The organism is Actinoplanes missouriensis 431 (assembly GCF_000284295.1).
Lineage (GTDB): Bacteria > Actinomycetota > Actinomycetes > Mycobacteriales > Micromonosporaceae > Actinoplanes > Actinoplanes missouriensis.
Map to the genome: position 1 here is coordinate 5,665,261 of NC_017093.1, position 19,551 is coordinate 5,684,811.

17 protein-coding genes are annotated in these 19,551 nt (G+C 73.6%); 12 read left to right on the top strand and 5 right to left on the bottom strand.

All coding sequences use genetic code 11. The features are described 5' to 3' along the window. Positions 1-7: 7 nt before the first annotated feature. From AMIS_RS26195 to AMIS_RS26235, 9 genes are all read left to right on the top strand, one after another. Positions 8-1,003 carry a glutamate ABC transporter substrate-binding protein gene (locus AMIS_RS26195; protein WP_231859089.1) on the top strand — a complete coding sequence of 332 codons (996 nt, stop codon included), beginning with the start codon at positions 8-10 and terminating at the stop codon, positions 1,001-1,003. Continuing rightward, a complete protein-coding gene (locus AMIS_RS26200) occupies positions 1,000-2,169 on the top strand; it encodes a hypothetical protein (RefSeq protein WP_014445436.1) in 1,170 nt (389 codons plus the stop codon). The genes AMIS_RS26195 and AMIS_RS26200 overlap by 4 nt, the downstream gene beginning before the upstream one ends. Continuing rightward, positions 2,166-4,397: a serine/threonine-protein kinase gene (locus AMIS_RS26205; RefSeq protein WP_014445437.1), complete on the top strand. Its 2,232-nt coding sequence runs from the start codon at positions 2,166-2,168 to the stop codon at positions 4,395-4,397. Before AMIS_RS26200 ends, AMIS_RS26205 begins: the two co-directional genes overlap by 4 nt. An 11-nt stretch (positions 4,398-4,408) precedes the next feature. Next, the gene (locus AMIS_RS26210; RefSeq protein ID WP_041830074.1) at positions 4,409-5,872 is read left to right on the top strand and encodes a PP2C family protein-serine/threonine phosphatase; all 1,464 of its coding nucleotides are present in this window, start codon (positions 4,409-4,411) and stop codon (positions 5,870-5,872) included. A 9-nt stretch (positions 5,873-5,881) separates the two neighbouring features. Further along, positions 5,882-7,147, top strand: a complete 1,266-nt coding sequence (locus tag AMIS_RS26215; RefSeq protein WP_014445439.1) for a vWA domain-containing protein — start codon at positions 5,882-5,884, stop codon at positions 7,145-7,147. Further along, positions 7,144-7,776 carry an FHA domain-containing protein gene (locus tag AMIS_RS26220; protein WP_014445440.1) on the top strand — a complete coding sequence of 211 codons (633 nt, stop codon included), beginning with the start codon at positions 7,144-7,146 and terminating at the stop codon, positions 7,774-7,776. Before AMIS_RS26215 ends, AMIS_RS26220 begins: the two co-directional genes overlap by 4 nt. 22 nt (positions 7,777-7,798) lie before the next feature. Then, positions 7,799-10,042: a tetratricopeptide repeat protein gene (locus AMIS_RS26225; RefSeq protein ID WP_014445441.1), complete on the top strand. Its 2,244-nt coding sequence runs from the start codon at positions 7,799-7,801 to the stop codon at positions 10,040-10,042. Between the two features lie 96 nt (positions 10,043-10,138). Then, entirely contained in the window at positions 10,139-10,972 is an 834-nt protein-coding gene (locus AMIS_RS26230) for an alpha/beta fold hydrolase (protein WP_014445442.1), read from the top strand. Positions 10,973-11,161: 189 nt separating this feature from the next. Then, positions 11,162-12,517 carry an MFS transporter gene (locus AMIS_RS26235; RefSeq protein WP_014445443.1) on the top strand — a complete coding sequence of 452 codons (1,356 nt, stop codon included), beginning with the start codon at positions 11,162-11,164 and terminating at the stop codon, positions 12,515-12,517. Here AMIS_RS26235 and AMIS_RS42975 read toward each other — a convergent pair. From AMIS_RS42975 to AMIS_RS26250, 3 genes are read right to left on the bottom strand one after another with little or no spacing between them, the layout of a single operon-like run. Continuing rightward, on the bottom strand, positions 12,432-13,067 hold the full coding sequence (locus tag AMIS_RS42975; protein WP_157435078.1) for a hypothetical protein: 636 nt from the start codon (positions 13,065-13,067) through the stop codon (positions 12,432-12,434). The two genes, AMIS_RS26235 and AMIS_RS42975, sit on opposite strands and share 86 nt — an antisense overlap. Next, positions 13,064-14,305, bottom strand: coding sequence for a DUF3500 domain-containing protein (locus AMIS_RS26245; protein ID WP_014445445.1), 1,242 nt, complete (start codon positions 14,303-14,305; stop codon positions 13,064-13,066). The genes AMIS_RS42975 and AMIS_RS26245 overlap by 4 nt, the downstream gene beginning before the upstream one ends. A gap of 29 nt (positions 14,306-14,334) precedes the next feature. After that, positions 14,335-15,174, bottom strand: coding sequence for an inositol monophosphatase family protein (locus AMIS_RS26250; RefSeq protein ID WP_331429008.1), 840 nt, complete (start codon positions 15,172-15,174; stop codon positions 14,335-14,337). A 112-nt stretch (positions 15,175-15,286) separates the two neighbouring features. Between AMIS_RS26250 and AMIS_RS26255 the strand changes: the two genes are divergently transcribed. Genes AMIS_RS26255 through AMIS_RS26265 form a run of 3 tightly spaced genes read left to right on the top strand, consistent with a single transcriptional unit; the run spans position 15,287 to position 18,165 of the window. Continuing rightward, on the top strand, positions 15,287-15,991 hold the full coding sequence (locus tag AMIS_RS26255; RefSeq protein ID WP_014445447.1) for a TetR/AcrR family transcriptional regulator: 705 nt from the start codon (positions 15,287-15,289) through the stop codon (positions 15,989-15,991). Beyond that, positions 15,991-17,775 carry an AMP-dependent synthetase/ligase gene (locus AMIS_RS26260; protein WP_041830076.1) on the top strand — a complete coding sequence of 595 codons (1,785 nt, stop codon included), beginning with the start codon at positions 15,991-15,993 and terminating at the stop codon, positions 17,773-17,775. The genes AMIS_RS26255 and AMIS_RS26260 overlap by 1 nt, the downstream gene beginning before the upstream one ends. A gap of 9 nt (positions 17,776-17,784) precedes the next feature. Further along, positions 17,785-18,165, top strand: coding sequence for a VOC family protein (locus tag AMIS_RS26265; protein ID WP_014445449.1), 381 nt, complete (start codon positions 17,785-17,787; stop codon positions 18,163-18,165). Positions 18,166-18,172: 7 nt separating this feature from the next. On the opposite strand, the gene AMIS_RS26270 is transcribed toward AMIS_RS26265, so the two are convergent. Further along, positions 18,173-18,526, bottom strand: a complete 354-nt coding sequence (locus tag AMIS_RS26270; RefSeq protein ID WP_014445450.1) for an STAS domain-containing protein — start codon at positions 18,524-18,526, stop codon at positions 18,173-18,175. Continuing rightward, a complete protein-coding gene (locus AMIS_RS26275; protein ID WP_231859091.1) occupies positions 18,523-19,308 on the bottom strand; it encodes an ATP-binding protein in 786 nt (261 codons plus the stop codon). The genes AMIS_RS26270 and AMIS_RS26275 overlap by 4 nt, the downstream gene beginning before the upstream one ends. Positions 19,309-19,551: the final 243 nt, after the last annotated feature.

Here is a 19,551-nt window from a genome sequence, read left to right on the forward strand (position 1 = left end):
AGTGCCGGTGAGACGAGACGGAGCAGCGCGGAGGCGTACCCTCGCCGTGGCCGCGGGCTTGACCATGATCCTGGCCGCCGCCGGCTGCACGGACCCGGACCCCGGACCGGACGCCGCTCCCCCGCCGCCACCGGCCGCCGGGTCCACGCCCCGGTCCGCGCCGGCGAAACCGGCGTGCGACGCCCGCGCCAGCCTCCGGCCCGCGGGCGCCCTGCCCGCGCCGGGGAAGATGCCGGCCGGCGGCTATCTGGCCGCCATCCAGAAACGCGGCCGGCTGGTCCTCGGCACCAGCCAGGACAGCCCGCTGTTCAGCTCGCGCAACGCGTTCACCGGCCGGGTCGAGGGCTTCGACATCGACATGGGCCGGCTGATCGCCGCGGCGATCTTCGGCGATCCGGGGAAGCTGCAGATCAAGGTCATCCCGCACGCCGACCGCACCGCGGTGCTCTCCGGAGACGAGGGCGAGGAGGGCCAGCCGGACGCGGTCGACCTGGTGATCAACACGATGACCGCGAACTGCGCGCGCTGGCAGGAGGTCGACTTCTCCACGGTCTACCTGGAGACCGGGCAGAAACTGCTGGTCGCCAAGGACTCGGCGGTGGACGGCCTGGACGACCTCGCCAAGCAGAAGGTCTGCGCCGCGGTCGGCTCCACCTCCCTGCAGAACCTGGAGAACGCCGCGTCGGACCCGGTCCCGGTGGCTCGCAACGGCTGGGGCGAGTGCCTCGTCGCGTTCCAGCAGAACGAGGTCGCCGCGATCTCCACCGACGACACGATCCTGGCCGGACTGGCTGCTCAGGACCCGTTCGCCAAGGTCGTCGGCGAACGGTTCACCGAGGAGCCGTACGCTGTCGCCGTCTCGAAGAGACACCCCGATCTGACCCGCTTCGTCAACGCCGTCCTGGAGCAGAGCCGCCGCGACGGCACCTGGAAGACCATCTATGACCGCTGGCTGGGCGCGCTGGGCCCGGCCCCGCAGCCACCGGCGGCGCGATACCGATGACCGACCCCGCACTGACCCGGGCCGACACCGAGCTCGAGCGCCTGGAGAACGCCCTCACCGCGATGGCCGCGAACCTCGTCGAGCTCGACGAGAACCCGGACCGCAAGGAGCTGGGCGCCACCGCGCTGACCGGCCGGACCGCTACCGCGTGGGCGGACGCCGAGGACGCCCTGGCCCGGCTCTGGCAGGGGCACCGGCAGCTCGGTGAGGTGATCGCGCAGGCCCGGGCGCTGCGCGGGCAGCGCCGGGTGGACGCGCAGGCCTACACCCGGCTCGTGCTGGGCGGCTCGATCACGCTCTCCACCAGCACGGTTCCGCTGGCGCAGCGCGGGCTGCTCGGCGCCGGCCAGGTCAGCACGGTCTGCTCCCCCGCCGATCTGCTCGCGGTGATGGAGTCCGCGTTCGCCACTGCGGTCGACGTGGTCGCCACCGCGGGCGAGCGGTGGCGCACGCTGCTGCCGGGCGCCGCCGACGCCGCGGCCGCGCTCGCCCACGCCCGGGCGCTGAGCGGGAGCGCGCTGCTGGACGACGCGGACCGCCTGCTCACCGCGTTCACCGGTGCCCTCGCCTCCGATCCGCTCAGCGCCGACCCCTCGGTGCTGGCCCGGGCCCGGGAGCTGATCGCGCGCGCCGACGCGGAACGCACCTCCGCCTCCGAGCTGCGCGCCTGGCTGGAGCAGCGGCTGCGCGACGCCAGGCAGCTCTGCGCCGAGATCGAGACCGCCGCCCGCGCGGCGGACGCTGCGCGGTCGGCGGCGGCCGGGCGTTTCCCCGAGCACACCCTCTCCCGGGTACGGGGTGAGGACCCGCGCACCGAACTGGCCGGCATCGACGCGCTCGCGGCCGCCGGACAGTGGCCGCTGATCGCGCCGCGGCTCACGACGTGGAACCGCCGGGCCACCGAGCGCCTGACCGCCCTGCGCGCCGCGGCCGCCCACAACGCCGGGCTGCTGGCCGAGCGCAACGAGCTGCGCGGGCGGCTGGACGCGTACCGGGCGAAGGCGCTGCGCCGCGGGCTCGGCGAGGACGGCACGCTGACGCCGCTCGCCGACGCCGCCCGGACCGCGCTCTACCAGGCGCCCTGTGACCTGAACGCGGCGCGGGCGGCCGTCGGCGCGTACCAGGAGGCGCTGTCCACCACGATCGCTGCGAGGGATGCCCGGTGACCAGATGCCAGCGGAACTGCCCCGGCACGATCGAGGACGGGTACTGCGACACGTGCGGCATGGCCCCAGCGGCTGTTCCGGCCGCCGCGCCGGTCGCCGCCGCGCCGGCCGCCACACCGATGGTCGTCGCCGCGCCGTTCTCGGAGCCGACCACGCCCCGGCCCCGGGTGAACGGGTCGGCCTCGCTGCGGTCGTCCTCGTCGGCGCTCTCCACCCGCACCGGTGGCAGCCGGACCAGCTCGCGCGCCCAGTCCCGGCGGCGCTTCGGCGGCGGGCTCGTGGAGATCGCGCCGCTGGTCCAGGCGGACCCGGCGACCGCCGTCATGGTGGCCGGCGAGGTGCCGGAATCAAAACGGTACTGCGCGAAGTGCGGCACCGCGGTGGGCCGCAGCCGGGGCGACCGTCCCGGCCGTACCTCCGGGTTCTGCGCCTCCTGCGGCGAGCCGTTCAACTTCACCCCGAAACTCGTCAAGGGCGACCTGGTCGCCGGCCAGTACGAGGTGGCCGGCCCGCTCGCCCACGGCGGTCTCGGCTGGATCTACCTGGCCGTCGACAAGAACGTCTCGGACCGCTGGGTGGTGCTCAAGGGCCTGCTGAACTCCGGTGACGAGGACGCGCTCGCCGCCGCGGTCGCCGAGCGCCGGTTCCTGGCCGAGGTCGAGCACCCGAACATCGTCAAGATCTACAACTTCGTGGAGCACGACGGCGCCGGGTACATCGTGATGGAGTACGTCGGCGGCAAATCCCTCAAGGACCTGCTCAAGGCGGCCGCCGCGCCGCTGCCGGTGGACCAGGCGCTGGCGTACGTCCTGGAGATCATGCCGGCGTTCGCCTACCTGCACGACCGGGGACTGATCTTCTGCGACTTCAAGCCGGACAACGTGATCCAGTCCGGCGACCAGATGCGGCTCATCGACCTCGGCGGGGTCGTGCACGTCGACGACCAGGAGGCCGCGATCTACGGGACCGTGGGCTACCAGGCGCCCGAGATGGCCGTCGCCGGGCCGTCCATCGCCTCGGACCTCTACACGATCGGCCGTACCCTCGCGGTTCTGACCACCGACTTCCGGGGCTATCAGAGCACGTTCAAGGAGAGCCTGCCGGACCGCGGCTCGTTCGACGTCTACATGCGGCACGAGTCGTTCTACCGGCTGATCGACCGGGCCACCCGGACCGACCCGGCCGAGCGGTTCGAGGACGCCGGCGAGATGGCCGACCAGATGCTCGGCGTGCTGCGCCAGGTGCTCGCGGCCGGCGGTGAGCCCCGGCCGGCGCCGTCCAAGCTGTTCACCGGGGAGATGCGCACCGACCCGCACTCGGACGGCGTGCGCTGGCAGGACCTGCCCACCCCGCTGATCGACCTCGGCGACCCGGCCGCCGCGTTCCTCGCCTCGGTCACCGTGACCGACCCGGCCGAGGTGCTCACGCTGCTCGGCAAGTCACCGCAGTACACCCTGGAGGTGCGGCTGCGGGAACTGCGGGCGCACATCGACCTCGGCGCGCGGACCGGCCGGTTCACCGAGGCCGCCACGTTCCGGGCGCTGCTCGCCGAGTCGGCCGGCCCCGACTGGCGGGTCGCCTGGTACGACGGCCTGCTCGCGCTCGCCACCGGCGACCACGCCCAGGCCCGCGCCCGGTTCGACGCGGTCTGGTCGGCGCTGCCCGGTGAGCTGGCGCCGCAGCTGGCGCTCGGTTTCACCGCCGAGCTGGCCGGTGATCTGGACGCCGCCTGCGAGCACTACGACGTGGTGAGCCGGACCGATCCGGCGTACACCACGGCCGCCGCCGGGCTGGCCCGCTGCCGGCTGGCCGCCGGGGACCGGGCCGGGGCGGTGGAGGCGTACAACCGGGTGCCGGGCACCTCGTCGGCGTTCTCCGGCTCCCAGGTCGGGGCGATCCGCGCGCTGGTCCGGGCGCACCCGTCGGCCGCCGTCGACGTGGACGCGCTGACCACCGCCGCGCAGCTGATCGACCGGCTCACGATGGAGGCGGCCCAGCTGGCGGCGCTCCGCGCGGAACTCCTGGAGCAGGCGCTGAGCGCGCTCGGCCGGGGCACGGCGGTGCCGGTCGCGGTGCTCGGGCGGTCCACCGGCGGGTTCGCCGGCGAGCGGGATGTGCGGTTCGCGCTGGAGGCCGCGTACCGGGAGATGGCCCGGGCCGCACACGGCCCGGAGAAGATCCGCCTGGTCGACCGGGCCAACGCGGCCCGGCCCCGGACGCGGACGTGAAAGAGGCAACGATGATCGTGGTGGACTGTGCCTCGTGCGGCGACGAGCGGGACGCCGGCGCGGCGTTCTGCGAGGCATGCGGGCGGGCGCTGGAAATCGGGGGTTCGGCCCCTTCCGGAGCGGGCGAGGGTGGCGGCAGGCTGGGGGCGGGGGACGATCCTGATCCGTCGTCCGCACGCCGGCGGGCGTGCCCGCACTGCCGGGCGGCCCGCGCGGTCGGCGCGGACGGCTACTGCGAGGAGTGCGGCATGCTGGCCGGTCGGCCGCGGGACCATATCGAGGCGGACGGCGGCGCGGTGGCCGCCGCGGTGAGCGACCGCGGGCGGCGGCATCACCGCAACGAGGACGCCATGTGGCTGGCCGTCGGTGAGGCGGCCGCCGACGTGGTGGTCTGTGACGGGGTGTCGGCGTCCTTCGACCCGGACGCGGCGTCGGACATCGCGGCGCGCACGGCGGGGGAACTGCTGGCCGCCGCCCAGCACCCGGAGGACGAGGTCGCCGGTGGGGCGAGCGGTGACGGGCTCGCGGCGCTGCTGTCACCGGGCGACAAACCCGAAATGTCCGGCACCGCGGTGCGGGACCGCAGCGAGAGCTCAGCGCACGGCGACGGCCAGGCCCGCGGCGGTGCCGAGGGCGCCCGGCACGAGGGCCCGGCCGGTAAAGGTGCCGAGGAAGCCCGGCACGAGGACTCGGCCGGTGAAAGCGCCGAGGGCGCCCGGCACGACGCGGATGAGGCCGTCGCCGACGGGGACGCCACGCCGGCCGTCGCGATCGCCGGGGTCGTCGCCGCCGCCATCGCCGGAGCGGCGGAGGCGGTGGTGTCGCTCGCGCACACCGGGGATCCGCGGCGGGCGGCGTCCAACCCGGCCTGCACGATCGTCGCCGCGGCGGTGCGCGGGCCGCACGTCGGGTTCGGCTGGGTGGGTGACAGCCGGGCCTACTGGCTGAACGCGGACGGCCCCGCCGAGCAGCTCACCGAGGACGACTCGTGGGCCGCCCACATGGTGAAGCTGGGCGCCGACCCGATCGAGGCGATGGACGACCCGCGGGCCCACGCGATCACCGCCTGGCTGGGCGCGGACGCCGGGCCGATCATGCCGCGGGTGGGCGCGTTCACCGCGACGCACGACGGGTTGCTGGTGCTCTGCAGCGACGGGCTCTGGAACTACCTGCCCGACCCGGAGGCGTTCGCCGCGACGGTCCGGGACTGCGCGGCCGGCCGGTCGCTGCTGGAGGCCGCGCGGGCGCTCGTCTCGTTCGCGAACCGGGCCGGCGGCGCGGACAACATCACTGTCGCGCTGGTCCCGGTGCACGCGCCGGCGCCGCCCGCCGCCGGCCAGCACGCGGGCCAGCCCGCCGCCGGCCAGCACGCGGGCCAGCCCGCCGCCGGTCAACTCGCCGCCGGCCCGCCGGCCGCGGGCTCCCCCGCTGCCGGCCCGGATCCCGCCGACTCGCCCGCCGCCGAGGACAACTGAGGAGATCGAGTGTCGTACACCGCTGAGGCGTTCCAGAACGAGTACCTCGCCCTGGGCGCGAGCGAGGTCAACGCGATCGTCACGGTCACGTCGACCGGCGCGGCGGGCGGCGTCCGCACCGCCGGGGCCACCGAGATCATCATCGTGGACGCGTCCGGATCGATGCAGGCCGAGGGCCGGATCGGCGCCGCCCGGCAGGCCGCGAAGGCCGCCGTCGAGTGCATCGACGACGGCGTCCACTTCGCGATCATCGCGGGGGTGAGCACGGCGCAGCAGCTCTTCCCGGAGCCCGGCCGGCTCGCCGTCGCGTCGCCGGAGACCCGCGCGGCCGCGTCCCGGTCGATCGACCGGCTGCAGGCCAGCGGCGGCACCGCGATGGGCGCGTGGCTGCTGCTCGCGGCGCAACTGTTCGCGCAGCGTCCCGGCGACATCGCGCACGCCATCCTGCTCACCGACGGCGACAACGGGGAACGGTTCGGCTATCTCGAACAGGTCCTGGAGTCGATCACCGGCCGGTTCACCGTGGACTGCCGGGGCGTCGGCACCAACTGGAAGGTCTCCGAACTCCGCAAGATCGCCACGGCGATGCTGGGCACGGTCGACATCGTGGCCCGGCCGATCGAGCTGACCGCCGCGTTCCAGCAGATGATGACGACCGCGATGGGCAAGACCAGCGCCGACGTGCAGCTCAAGATCTGGACGCCGGTGAACACCACGGTCCGGTTCGTCAAACAGGTCGAGCCGCAGGTCACCGACCTGACCGGCAAACGGGTCGAGGACGGGCCGCGCGCCGGGCGGTACCCGCTGGGCTCCTGGGGCCAGGAGAGCCGGGACTACCACGTCTGCGTGCAGGTGACGCCGGGAGCAGCCGGCGACGAGATGCTGGCCGCCCGGGTCTCGGTGGTCGAGGGTGACACCGTGCACGCGCAGGCGCTGGTCCGGGCCGTCTGGACCGACGACACCGCGCTCTCCACCCGGATCAACCGGCAGGTGGCGCACTACACCGGGCAGGCCGAGCTGGCGTCCGCGATCCAGGAGGGCCTGGCCGCCCGCGAGTCCGGGGACGACCGGACCGCGACGCTGAAGTTCGGTCGGGCCGCCCAGCTCGCCCACGCCAGCGGGAACACCGCCACGTCCGAGCTGCTGGCGAAGGTGGTCGAGATCGAGGACCCGGTGACGGGCACGGTGCGGCTCCGGCGCCGGGTCAACGCGGAGGACGAGATGGCGCTGGACACCCGCTCCACGAAGACGGTCCGGGTGGGGCGGGCGCAGTGACGGCGTACACCTGCCCGAAGGGCCATCAATCGGCGGAGAGCGACTTCTGCGACACCTGCGGGGTGAAGATCACCGGCGCCGATCCGACGGTCGTGGCGGTCGCCCCGCCGGCGGCGCCCGCCGGCACGGAGAGCGCGGAGACCTGCCCGCACTGCGGCGCGCCGCGGGGCGGCAGCGCCCGCTTCTGCGAGGACTGCGGGTACGACCACGAGACCGGCCGCCTCCCCGCGATGGACGCCGCCGCGCCCGCCGCCTGGACCGCGACCGTCTTCGCCGACCGGGTCTACTTCGACGCCAACGAGGTCGACGGCGTGACGTTCCCGCAGGACGCGCCGGAGCAGACCGTCACGTTGCCGGCACCGCAGGTCCGGATCGGGCGCCGCAGCTCGTCCCACGGAACCGCGCCCGACCTGGACCTCACCGGCGACCCGGGGGTCTCGCACAACCACGCCCTGCTCACCCTCACGATCGACGGGCAGTGGCTGCTCTCCGACCTGGGATCGACCAACGGGACATATCTGAACGCCGAGGACACTCCGCTGACCGCCGGACAGAGCCGCACCCTCAAGGACGGTGACCAGGTGCACGTGGGGATCTGGACGACGATCACACTGCACGCCCCTTCGTGATCTCGTCTGGTTCACTGGTGCCGTGTCGTCGTTCGGTGCCTCCCTTCGCTCCCTCCGCCGGTCCGCCGGCCTGACCATCGAGCAGCTCGCCGAGGCGTCCGGGGTGAGCGGCCGGGCGATCAGCGACATGGAGCGCGGGCACAGCCGGGCGCCGCAGACCCGTACCCTCGCGGCTCTGGCGAAAGGCCTGGGCCTGGGCGACGACCGGCTGGCCGTGCTGGAGGACGCGGCCCGGGAGCAGCGGGCCCGCAACACCGGCGACCGGCCGCGGGTCTGCGAGCTGCCGCGCGCGGTGGCGGACTTCGTCGGCCGTGCCGCCGAGCTGGACCTGGTCCGCCGGCACCTGGTCCGCTCGCACCTTTCCGCCGAGGGCGAGCGCGGCCCGGCGCCGGTCGTGGTGGTGCACGGGCAGGCCGGGCTCGGCAAGACCGCGTTCGCCCTGCGGGTCGCCGGCGATCTGGGCGACCGGTTCCCGGACGGGCGGTTCTACCTCGACCTGCGGGGCACCGACGCCGAGCCGATGACGGTCGGCGAGGCCCTGGTCCGGCTGCTGCGGGCCCTGGAGATGAGCCCGCGCCGGATCGCCGAGACCGACGAGGAACGCTCCAGCCAGCTGCGGTCCGTCCTGCGCGACCGCCGCTGCCTGCTGGTGCTGGACAACGCCGCCGGCGAGGCACAGGTACGCCCCCTGCTGCCCGCCGACGGCGCCGGCGTCGCCGTGGTGACCAGCCGGCGGGTTCTCGGCGGCCTGGAAGGGGTGCTCCGGATCCCGCTGCCGCCGTTCGCCGCGGCCGAGTCGGCGGAGCTGCTCGCCACCATCGCCGCCCAGGCGGTCGGCCCCGGCGTCGGCCAGGTCGCCGACCTCTGCGGCCACCTCCCGCTCGCGCTGCGGATCGCCGGCACCCGCCTCGCCACCCGGCCCGCCTGGACCGTCGATCACCTGGTGACCCGGCTCGCCGACGCGGACCGCCGGCTCGCGCTGCTCGCGCTCGGCGACACCGGGGTGGCGACCGCATTCGCGCTGTCGCACGCCCAGCTCTCCGGGCCGGCCCGCACCCTGTTCCGGCGCCTCGCGCACGTGCCGGGTGTCCGCTTCTCCCCGGAGATCGCGGCGGTGCTCGCCGGGATCGGGGCGGACGACGCCGTCGACGGGCTGGAGGAGCTGGTCGAGCTCGGCCTGCTGATGCCCGAGCCGGACGGCTGGGTGCGCTACCGCTTCCACGACCTGATCCGGCTCTACGCCGCGCAGCGGCTCGGCATCGAGGAGCCGCCCGGCGTCCGCGCCGAGACCGACCAGCGCCTCACCCGGTGGCTGCTGGAGACCGCGATCGTGGCCGGCCGCTGGTTCGAGCCGGGTTATGGCAAACTCCCCGACGACTACGACGGCCTGATTCCGCTCGCCACCGAGAAGGAGGCCGCCGAGTGGCTGCAGGCCGAGGCGGAGAACTGGCTCGGCGCGCTGCGACAGGCGGCCGCGGACGGCCGGCACCAACTGGTCGTCGACGTGGCCGAGGCGCTGCACTGGTTCTCCGACTCGATGGTCTTCTGGGAGGGCTGGTACGAGGTGTACGGCCTGTCCCGTGCCGCCGCCGCCGAGCTGCCCGACCGGCACCAGGAGGTCACCCACCTGAACTACCACTCCTGGGCGGCCACCCACGCGGCGCGCCGGCCGGAGGAGGGCGCCGACATCGCGATGGCCGCGTACGAGCTGGCGGCAGCAATCGGTGACGTGAAGGAGCAGGGCTGGGCGCTGACCTACGCCGGGACCGCGTCCCGGTTCGCCGGGCAGCTGGACCGGGCGCTGCCGCTGTACCTGCGGGCGCAGCAACTCGCCGCCGACGCCGGTGACCACGACGCGTACGTGCAGCACTTCCAGGGCCTGGGCCTGCTGCTGGCCGCGATGGGCCGGCGCGAGGAGTCCCTGGAGATGTTCGCTGCGACGCTCCGCGAGCTGGACGTCCGGCCGGTGTCGCCCCGGCCGGCCGCGAGCGCCCGGGCCGGCGCGCACACGTTCGCCGCGGAGGTCCTCGCCGACCTGGGCAGATGGCCGGAGGCGCGGCGACAGGCCGAGCTGGCGCTGCCGCTGGTCCAGCGGACCGGGGACAACAGCCTGGTCGGGCAGGTCCACCTCACGCTGGGCCGGGCCCGGGGCGCGCTGGGCGAGCCGGAAGAGGCTCGGGCGGAGCTGATCCGGGCGCTGGAGCTGCTGGAGGAGACGCACTTCCGGAAAGGTGTCGAGCTGGCTCGCGCGCTGCTCATGCAGTAATCCGACTTCTGCGTATTTTCCTGCGTGGTCCGGCGGGCCGTGGACTGATGAGATCTCTGGTAGAAGGCGGCGCCGCCGCCCATCGAAAGGAAACCCATGAGCTTCGTCACGACCTCCGACGGCACCCAGATCTTCTACAAGGACTGGGGCACCGGCCGCCCGGTCGTGCTCAGCCACGGCTGGCCGCTGAACTCGGACAGCTGGGAGGCTCAGCAGCTGTTCCTGGCCGAGCACGGCTACCGCGTCATCGCGCACGACCGCCGCGGTCACGGCAGGTCGACGCAGACCTGGCACGGCAACGAGATGGACACGTACGCCGCGGACCTGGCCGCCGTGATCGACCACCTGGACCTGCGCGACGTCACGCTGATCGGCTTCTCCACCGGCGGCGGCGAGATCAGCCGCTACATCGGCAACTACGGCACCGCCCGCATCGCGCAGGCCGTGCTGGTCTCCGCGGTGCCGCCGCTCATGCTGAAGACCGACGACAACCCGGGCGGCGTGCCGATCGAGGTCTTCGACGGCCTGCGCGCCGGTTCCCTCGCGGACCGCTCGCAGCTGTACAAGGACCTCGCCGACGGCCCGTTCTTCGGCAACAACCGCGACGGCGTCACCATCGCCCGTGGTCCGCGTGACGCGTTCTGGCTGCAGGGCATGGCGGCCGGGCACCGCAACGCGTACGAGTCGATCGCCGCGTTCTCGGCCACCGACTTCCGCGGCGACCTCGCCAAGTTCGACGTGCCGACGCTCGTCATCCACGGCGACGACGACCAGGTCGTCCCGTTCGAGGTCGGCGGCAAGGCGTCGGCGGCGCTGGTCAAGGGCGCCGAGCTCAAGGTGTACGCCGGTGGGCCGCACGGCATCACCGACACCCACAAGGAGCAGCTCAACAACGACCTGCTGGAGTTCCTCAACAGCTACAACGCGTGATTTCATGGGTGGTCCCGGCGCCTGCCGGGACCACCCGTCCGCAAAGGAGCGTCTGATGCGCCTGCGCCCGGTCACGGTCACCGCTGCGGTCCTGCCGGAGCCGGCCGCCCGCTGACAGCCGCGCGGCGGCGACTCCTCAGGCCGGAGCGGTCCTTCCCGACCGTTTCCCTCCAGGCTCGAGGAGCTCCTTTGCGTACCCTCCTCCCGCGCCTCGGCGCGGGCTTCAACCGTCTCTGGGCCGCTGCGGCGGTCTCCAACACGGGCGACGGCATCACCATGGTGGCCGGCCCGCTCCTGCTCGCCTCGATCACCGCGAACCCTGCCCTGATCGCCGGCGGGGTCTTCGCCCAGCAACTGCCGTGGCTACTGTTCTCCCTGGTCAGCGGCGTCTTCGCGGATCGGCTGGACCGTCGCCGGCTGATCGTGGTGTCCAACCTGGTCCGGGCCGCCGCGCTGGCCGTGCTGACCCTGGCCGTCGCCACCGGGCAGGTGCCGGTGGCGCTGGTCTACCTGGTGCTGTTCGTCCTCGGCACGGGCGAGACGATCGTCGACACGGCGGGCGGCGCGCTGCTGCCCCGGCTGGTCGCGCCGGACCTGCTGCCGCGGGCGAACGCCCGGCTCAGCGCCACGTTCACGATCGCCAACCAGTTCGCGGCGAAGCCGCTCGGGGCGTGGCTGTTCGGCATCGCGGCCGCCGCGCCGTTCGCCGCGGACGCGCTGAGCTTCGTGGTCTCCGCGGCACTGATCGCCGCCCTCCCTGCCGCCGCGTCACAAGCCACCTACCCCGCCACGCCGCCGGAAACCGCGCCGTCGGAACCCGCCCCGCCGGAAACCGCGCCGTCGAAAACCGCGCCGCCGGAAACCGCAGCGTCGGAAACCGCGCTTCCGCCACCCGGCGACGGCCCGGCGACGTTGCGCGCGGACATCGCCGAAGGCGTGCGCTGGCTGCGCGGCCACCGCCTGCTCCGCACCCTCGCCGCCGCCATGGGCCTGGGCAACGTCGCGTTCTGCTCGGCGTTCGCCGTCTTCGTCCTCTACGCCCAGCAGCGCCTGGGCCTCTCCGGCGCCGGCTACGGCGTCCTGCTGACCACGTTCGCGGCCGGCGGCCTGATCGGCGCCGCGGTGGCGGCCCGGGTGACCGTACGGTTCGGCAGCCCGGCGGTCCTGCGCGCCGGTCTGCTGGTCGAGGTGATCACCCATCTGACCCTGGCGTCGACGACGAACGCCCTGGTCGCCGGCGCGGTGCTGGTGCTGTTCGGCGTGCAGACCGTGGTGTGGGGCGTGATCACCGCGTCGCTGCGGCAGCGCCTGGTCCCGGACCGGCTGCTGGGCCGGGTGGGCAGTGTCTACGCGCTCCTGGAGACCGGCGGCGCGGCGGCCGGCACCCTGATCGGCGGGCTGCTCGCCGCGGCGCTGGGGCTGACGACGCCGTTCTGGGCGGCGGCCGCCGCGATGGCCGTCATCCTGGCAGTCGCGTGGCGACCGCTCGCCGAAGCCGGCCGGCGGCACGGCGGGACCGGCCCGCCCGCCGGAGCGCGATCATGACGAGGACCGCGGCCAGGAGCGTCGGCACGGCGACGCCGGCCGCCACGGAGACACCCGGCCCGGCGGCCGGCCCGAGGTCGATCGTCACCGGCGGGACCGTCATCGTCCGGTTGTCCGTCGCGAGGACCGCCACCTGCCGGCCCGGGCCGCCGTCCTCGCGTACCGAGATCAGCGCCCGGTGGGTCGCGACCTGGTGCACCACGGCGTCGTACCCGAGCACGAACCGCCGCGTGCCCGCCGACTCCGGCGGGGTCAGCACCGCGTGCGCGACCACCTCCCGGTACGCCCCGGACTGCTCGGTCTCCACCGCGTCCAGGGTCACCCGCCACGGCTCACCCGCGGCCGTGGCGGGACGCAGGTGCGCGGCGAGATATCCGCGCACGTCCGGCCCGCTGGCCAGCATCAGCTCCTCGGCCGGCAGCCGCAGGTCGGCGCGGACCTCGCCGGGCCGCACGTCGAGGACGACGGTGGAGTCCGGCATCGGGTGGGCATAGGCGGGCGGCGGCGCCCCGAGCAGGAGCGCCGCCGCCAGTGCCACCAGCACGATCATGAGAAGGAGAACTCGCCACCGTAGTCGCGGGTGTGGTCCCGGTACACCGTGTGGTAGTGGATCTTGTTCTGGATGACCACGCCGTTCTGGCAGACGAACTCCACCCACACGCTCGGCCCGTCGATGCGGACGTAGTCGGCGTGCGTGTCCAGCCCGGTGGTGCCGGACCAGCCGACGTACGTCTTGTCCAGCTCCCCCTCGTACGTGGCGAGCAGTGAGGTGGCGGTCGCGTCGTCGGCGCCCGCGACCCACGGTTTGATCGCGGCGAGGACCAGGTCCTTCTGGTCGTCGGTGAGCGAGCTGACCGCCAGCCCCTGCTTGGTCGCCGGGAACTGGCCGTCCTCCTGCGGGCCGACCAGCACGTCGGAGAAGCTCTGGCTGAGCTTCGCCTCGCTCTGCTCGGCGTCGCTGAGGCCGTCGAGCATGGCCAGCATCGCGTCCTTCATGTCGCCGAGCGGGGTGTGCGTGGCGTTGCTGTCGTCGGTCCAGCTGGTCGGCTCGACGCCGACGAAGTACGGCGAGGCCCCGACGACCTCCCCCGACTTGTACGACATGTGGACGGCGAGGTGGTGCCCGCCGAAGTTCAGCTCCCAGGTGCCGGTCGTGCTCGGCGTGCCCAGGAACGCCAGGTAGTAGAGGCCGCTGCCGTACCCGCCGGTGCCGCCGGTGCCGCCGCCGGGTCCACCGGACATCATGCCGCCACCGTCCGGCCCGCCCGACATCATGCCGCCGGGGCCACCGGACATCCCGGCCGGCGGCCCGCCGGACATCATGCCCCCACCGGGCCCGCCGCTGCTGCCGGCACTGCTGCCGCTGCTGCTCCCCTGCGCGTCGGCCAGGTAGTCGTCGGCGAGCAGCAGCTGCTCCACCCGCTCGTACCCGCTGCCGGTCTGCGCGCCGAGCGCCGTCTTCAGCACGCTCTTCGCGGCGGCGAGCTGGCTCGCGTCGAGGTCGCCGAAGCTGATCCCGGGGCGGCAGGTGGAGCCGCACGGCAGGTTCGACCAGCTGACCGCGTTCTCCTCGGTGAGCTCCAGCTGAGCCTCGGTCTTCTGGTCGTCGTCGAGGGTGGCGAGGAAGGCCTCGGCCGCCTCGACGACGCCGGCCACCGACTTGTCGTACGACTTCACGGCCGGCGCGGTGGTCGCGGTGGTGGTGGCCGTCTCCTCGTCGTCCCCGCCGCACCCGGCGACCGGGAGCAGCAGGACCGCCGTGACGGCGAGACGCAGTAGTTGTTTCACCAATCGGACGTTACAGCTTTTTTATGCTTTTATACGGCGTTTACCATCTTCAACGCCTCATCGCGCAGTTCCGGGCTGCGCGCGTAGATCGAGGCGCCCGGCCCCGGCCGGTCCCCGCCGTCGAACCGGGCATAACACCCGCCCGCCTCGGTCACGATCAGCGAGGTCGCCGCGAAGTCCCAGATCTGCCCGCTGGTCTGCGCGCCCAGGTCGAGGTCACCGCGGGCCACCAGCAGCGGCGGGTGCAGCGCCCAGGGACGCTCCTGCGCGCGCTCGATCAGCGCGGCGGCCGGCGCGCGCCCCCAGTCGGGCACCACCCCGAGCGTGCAGGCGCCGAGCGCCGGCGACGGCCCGTCCGCCACGCGGATCCGGGTGGCGTCCGCGATCCGGCCGTCCCGCACGCTCCCCTCGTACGCCCCGGTCCCGAGCCCGGCCCACCACAGGCGCGCCTGCGCCGGCACCACCGCGACCGCCGCCGTGATCGCGCCCTGGTCCTCGAGGGCCACCAGCACGAGCCACCTGTCGTCGCCCTCGACGAACAGCGCCGTCCCGTCGATGGGGTCGATGATCCAGCGGCGGCCGGCGTCCCCGCCCGTCGCGCCGTGCTCCTCGCCGAGCACCGCGTCGCCGGGACGCGCCGCGCCGAGCACGGCCCGGATCGCGGTCTCGACGGCCCGGTCCGCGGCGGTCACCACCGATCCGTCGGATTTGAGCTCGCGGGGCAGCTCTGCCACCACCGCGAAGTGCCGGAGTGCCTCCTCGGCCCCGGCGAGCGCCGCGGCTTGTGCGATTTCCAGGTCGTCTGCGCTTTTCAGATGGTCTGGGCTTCTCAGGTGGTCTGGGCTTCTCAGGTGGTCTGGGCTTCTCAGGTGGTCGGTCACGGTTCCCATCCTGCCCGGAGCGACCGGAGGGCTTGTCGAGTGACGCGACAACGGCATGCAAAGGTTGAAGTAACATCACGTACCCCGATAGGAAGCCCGCGTGCCGGACCGGATCACCAGCGGCGTCGTCTTCACCACGCCACCGTCGCTGCCCCGCGGCCGGCACGTACTCAGCCGCGACGAGGTCACCGCGGCGCAGCGGGAGCGGATGCTGATCGCCGCGACCGAGCTGCTGGCCGGCGCGGGTTACCGCGGTTTCGGGGTGCGCGAGATCTGTTCCCGGGCCGCCGTGTCGCGGGCCGCGTTCTACGCCTGCTTCGCCGACAAGGACGCCTGCGTCTACGCCGCCTACGACCGATTCATCGCGGTCTTTCTCGGTCACCTCGCCGACAGCAGGGCGTCCGGCTCCGACTGGGCCGGCTGCGTCCACGGCTTCGTCGCCTCCTACCTCACCACCCTGCAACGCGACCTGGTCGCGGCCCGCGCCTTCCAGGTGGAGATGGACGCCCTGGGCCGCGCGGCGCGCGAGCGCCGCCGCGCGGCCCTCACCGAACTGGCCGGCTTCGTGCGCGACCTGCGCTTCCACCGCTTTCCGGGTACGGCCGGAGCCGTCCCGTTCAGCGCCTACCTGGGCGCGATCCACGCGTTGCGGCAGGCCGCCTCGGACGCCCTGGACGCGGAACCCGAACCGGACCTGTCGGCCCTGGCCGACGAGCTGACCCCGTGGCTGTGCCGGATGGTCGAGGCCCCGCACACCCCGCACCCCCCGCACACCCCGCACACCCCGAAGACCGAGGAGTCCTGATGGCAGAGGAGTGCGCCGCCCCGGCGGCCGAGGAGGCTCTCGTCGCACGGCTGCGGCAGGACAGCCCGCGATCGTTCGGCGCGATGTTCCTGGAGCGCTCCGCCCGTACCCCTGATGCTCCTGCCTATCGTGCACCCGGCGCCGACGGCAGCTGGGTCTCGCGCACCTGGGCCATGACCGCGCAAGCGGTCACCGAGATCGCCGCCGGCCTGATCGCGATCGGACTGCGCCCGCAGGACCGGGTGGCGATCTGCTCGGCCACCCGGGTGGAGTGGATCGAGGCGGACTTCGGGGTGATGTGCGCGGGCGGCGCGACCACCACGGTCTACCCGAGCTCGTCGCCGGAGGAGGTGCTGCACATCCTCACCGACTCGGGCAGCCGGTTCGCGGTCGTCGAGAACGCCGGCCACCTCTCCAAGATCCTCGCCTCGCCGCTGATCGAGAAGGCGATCCTGATCGACGGGTCCGACGAGCGGGCGCTCTCCTGGGACGACCTGCGCGAGCTCGGCCGGACGACGCTGGCGGCGAACCCCGACGCGGTGACCGACGTCGTCGCGGGGATCGGGCCGGACGACCTCGCCACCCTCATCTACACCTCCGGCACGACCGGCCTGCCCAAGGGCGTGCGGGTCGGCCACGACGCCTGGATCTACCAGGGCCTGGCGATCCAGGCGATGGGCATCGTGCACCCGGACGACCTGGGCTACCTCTGGCTGCCGCTCTCCCACGCGTTCGGCAAGGCGCTGCTCTCCTGCCAGCTGTCGGTGGGATTCGAGTTCGCGGTCGACGGCGACGTCAGCAAGATCGTCCAGCGGCTCGCCGAGGTCCGCCCGACGATCATGCCGGCCGTCCCCCGGATCTTCGAGAAGGTCTACGCCGGGGTCGCCGCCACGATGGAGCGCGAGGGTGGCCTCAAAGCCCGCCTCTACCGCTGGGCGATCGGTGTCGCGCTGCGCCGCGGGGTCCTCCGGCCGATCGCCGACCGCCTGGTCCTCGCCAGGGTCCGGGACCGGTTCGGCGGGCGGATGCGGTTCTTCATCTCCGGCGCGTCCGCGCTCTCCCCGGAGATCGCCGAGTGGTTCGACGCGATCCGGTTGCCGATCGCCGAGGGGTACGGTCTCACCGAGTCCTGCGCCACCACGATCTTCAACCGCCCGTTCGACGCGGAGTACGGCACGGTCGGGGTCCCGCTGCCCGGCACCCGGGTGCGGCTCGGCGACGACGGCGAGATCCTGCTGAAGGGTCCCGGCCTGATGCAGGGCTACCACGGCATGCCGGAGGAGACCGCCGCCGCCCTGACCGACGGCTGGCTGCACACCGGCGACATCGGCGAGATCACCGAGCGCGGATCGCTGCGGATCACCGACCGCAAGAAGGACCTGATCAAGACGTCGAACGGCAAGTACGTGGCGCCGCAGGCCATCGAGGCCCGGTTCAAGGGGATCTGCCCACTCGCCGGCCAGATCCTCGTGCACGGGGAGAACCGCAAATTCGTCACCGCGCTGATCGACCTGGACCCGGACGAGACGCGCAAGTGGGCGTCGGTCCATCTCCCCCGCGCGTCACACGCGGAGATCGCCCGCTCGGACCAGATGCGCAACGAGATCGCCCGCTGCCTCGACGAGCTGAACAAGACGCTCAACTCCTGGGAGACGATCAAGAAATTCGTGATCCTGGAGGAGAACCTGGACGTCGAGGGCGGCGACCTCACGCCCTCGCTCAAGCTGCGCCGCCGGGTGGTCGAGCAGCGCTATCAGTCGCAATTGGACGATCTGTACGCCTAGGCTCGCGGTATGCATCGCAGCCGCCTCTTCGGCATCTTCATCGACACCCCGCTCGCCGAGGCCGGCGCCGCCGCCACGTTTTGGTCGGCGGCGCTCGGCTCGACCGCCAAGCCCGTGCCCGGCGAGGAGGAGTTCACCGCCCTGCTCGGCGCGTTCCCCGGCCTGGCCGTGGACGTGCAGGCGGTCGACGACGCGCCGCGCTACCACGTGGACATCGAGACCGACGACGTCGCGGCCGAGACCGCCCGGCTGGTCCGGCTCGGCGCCGAGGTGGTGGTCGCGGGCGGCGGCCACCAGACCCTGCGCGCGCCGGGCGGCCACCTGCTCTGCGTGGTCCCGATCCAGAGCGAGGGCGACCTGTTCGCCCGCGAGGCGCGCGCCTGGGACTGAGCACCCGTCAGAAATGCACCTGGAACAGGTCGCCGGCGCGGGTGGCGCGCAGCAGCCACCGCAGGTGCGGCTGGGGATCGTGCAGGTGGCAGCTGGCCTGCCGGGACTCCGCGACCCGGCGGGCCGCCACCAGCATCCGCAGGCCGGCCGCGTCGCAGAAATCCACCCCGGCCAGGTCGATGTGGATGTGCCGGACCGGCACGCCCAGCCCGAGCAGGTCGTGCACCTGGGTGAGGTCGTAGAGCTGGGTCTGCAACGCGGACGCCGAGATCGCGTCCAGGCTGCCCTGCAACGTGATCAGAAGCCGGTCGCCGTCCCGCTCCCCCGCGATCCGCGTGCCACCGGTGTCTGAACCGCTCACGTCATCTCCTCCGGCCGGGCTCGGACGATCGCCCACACCAGCTTGCCGCTGCGGGCCGGCAACGCGCCCCACGCGGAGGCCGCCGCGTTCACGATCCGCAGACCCAGGCCCCGGTCGACCAGGGACGGGCCGAGCCGCCCCGGGACCGGGTCGCGGACCTGCGGCAGGATCGCGTCCCCGTCGTAGACGGCCAGATGCAGCGCCGCGCCCGTGCCCGAGCCGCGCAGCGACACGATCACCTCGACGTCGGTGCCGGCGTGCTCGGCGGCGTTCACCACCAGCTCGGAGACGACCAGCCGGGCGCGCTGGCCGAGATGCCCCACGTCCCAGGCCCGGCAGGCGTCGTTGACCAGCCCGCGGGCCAGCACCGCGGCCGCCGGGTCCGGCGGCAGCGCCAGGTGCATCCGGTCGGCGAGCGGGTGCCGGCCGGCCATCGCGGCCCGGGCCTGCGCGACGGTCGCGTAAAGCACCAGCCAGTCCCGGGCGCCGAGACGCCGCAGCCGGCGGGTGAGCGGGGCGTTCGGCTTCGCGCAGACCGCCACGGCGACCGGCGGCTGCATCGCGGCGCCCTGCGCGCAGGCGGTCAGCCAGAGCGGGGCGCTGACCGCGTGCGGGTCGCTCAGCTCGTGCAGGTCCACGATCACGCCGGTGGGATGCTCGGCGAGGCACTTGTCGAGCACCGTGCGCGCCTGCGTGGAGAGTCCCCGGTCCCAATGGCCCCAGACCGAGAACTCGATGACTGCCGTGTCGGTGTCGATGACCGCCAGCACGGAGTCCGCCACGGAGTCACCGGACCAACCGATCAGATGCGGTGAGCCCGCGCTCATGGGCACTACTCCCGGCAAAATGCAATCAGCTGTGTCAATACTGCCGCCGCAATTCTTGGTTTCCGCGCGAGACAGCGTCAACGGAGATTCACCATCCGCGACGACGGCGGCAGCCGGGAGCGTGTGGCACCCCCGGCTGCCCGACCGATCCGACCGTCACACGGCCGCAGTCCGAGCAGTACCCCCTCGGCAGCCGAT

Excerpts from the sequence above, each read along its gene's own strand:
- AMIS_RS26200 (WP_014445436.1), top strand. The coding sequence starts at position 1,000 with ATGACCGACCCCGCACTGACCCGGGCCGACACCGAGCTCGAGCGCCTG.
- AMIS_RS26210 (WP_041830074.1), top strand. The coding sequence starts at position 4,409 with ATGATCGTGGTGGACTGTGCCTCGTGCGGCGACGAGCGGGACGCCGGC.
- AMIS_RS26230 (WP_014445442.1), top strand. The coding sequence starts at position 10,139 with ATGAGCTTCGTCACGACCTCCGACGGCACCCAGATCTTCTACAAGGAC.
- AMIS_RS42975 (WP_157435078.1), bottom strand. The coding sequence starts at position 13,067 with ATGATCGTGCTGGTGGCACTGGCGGCGGCGCTCCTGCTCGGGGCGCCG.
- AMIS_RS26260 (WP_041830076.1), top strand. The coding sequence starts at position 15,991 with ATGGCAGAGGAGTGCGCCGCCCCGGCGGCCGAGGAGGCTCTCGTCGCA.
- AMIS_RS26265 (WP_014445449.1), top strand. The coding sequence starts at position 17,785 with ATGCATCGCAGCCGCCTCTTCGGCATCTTCATCGACACCCCGCTCGCC.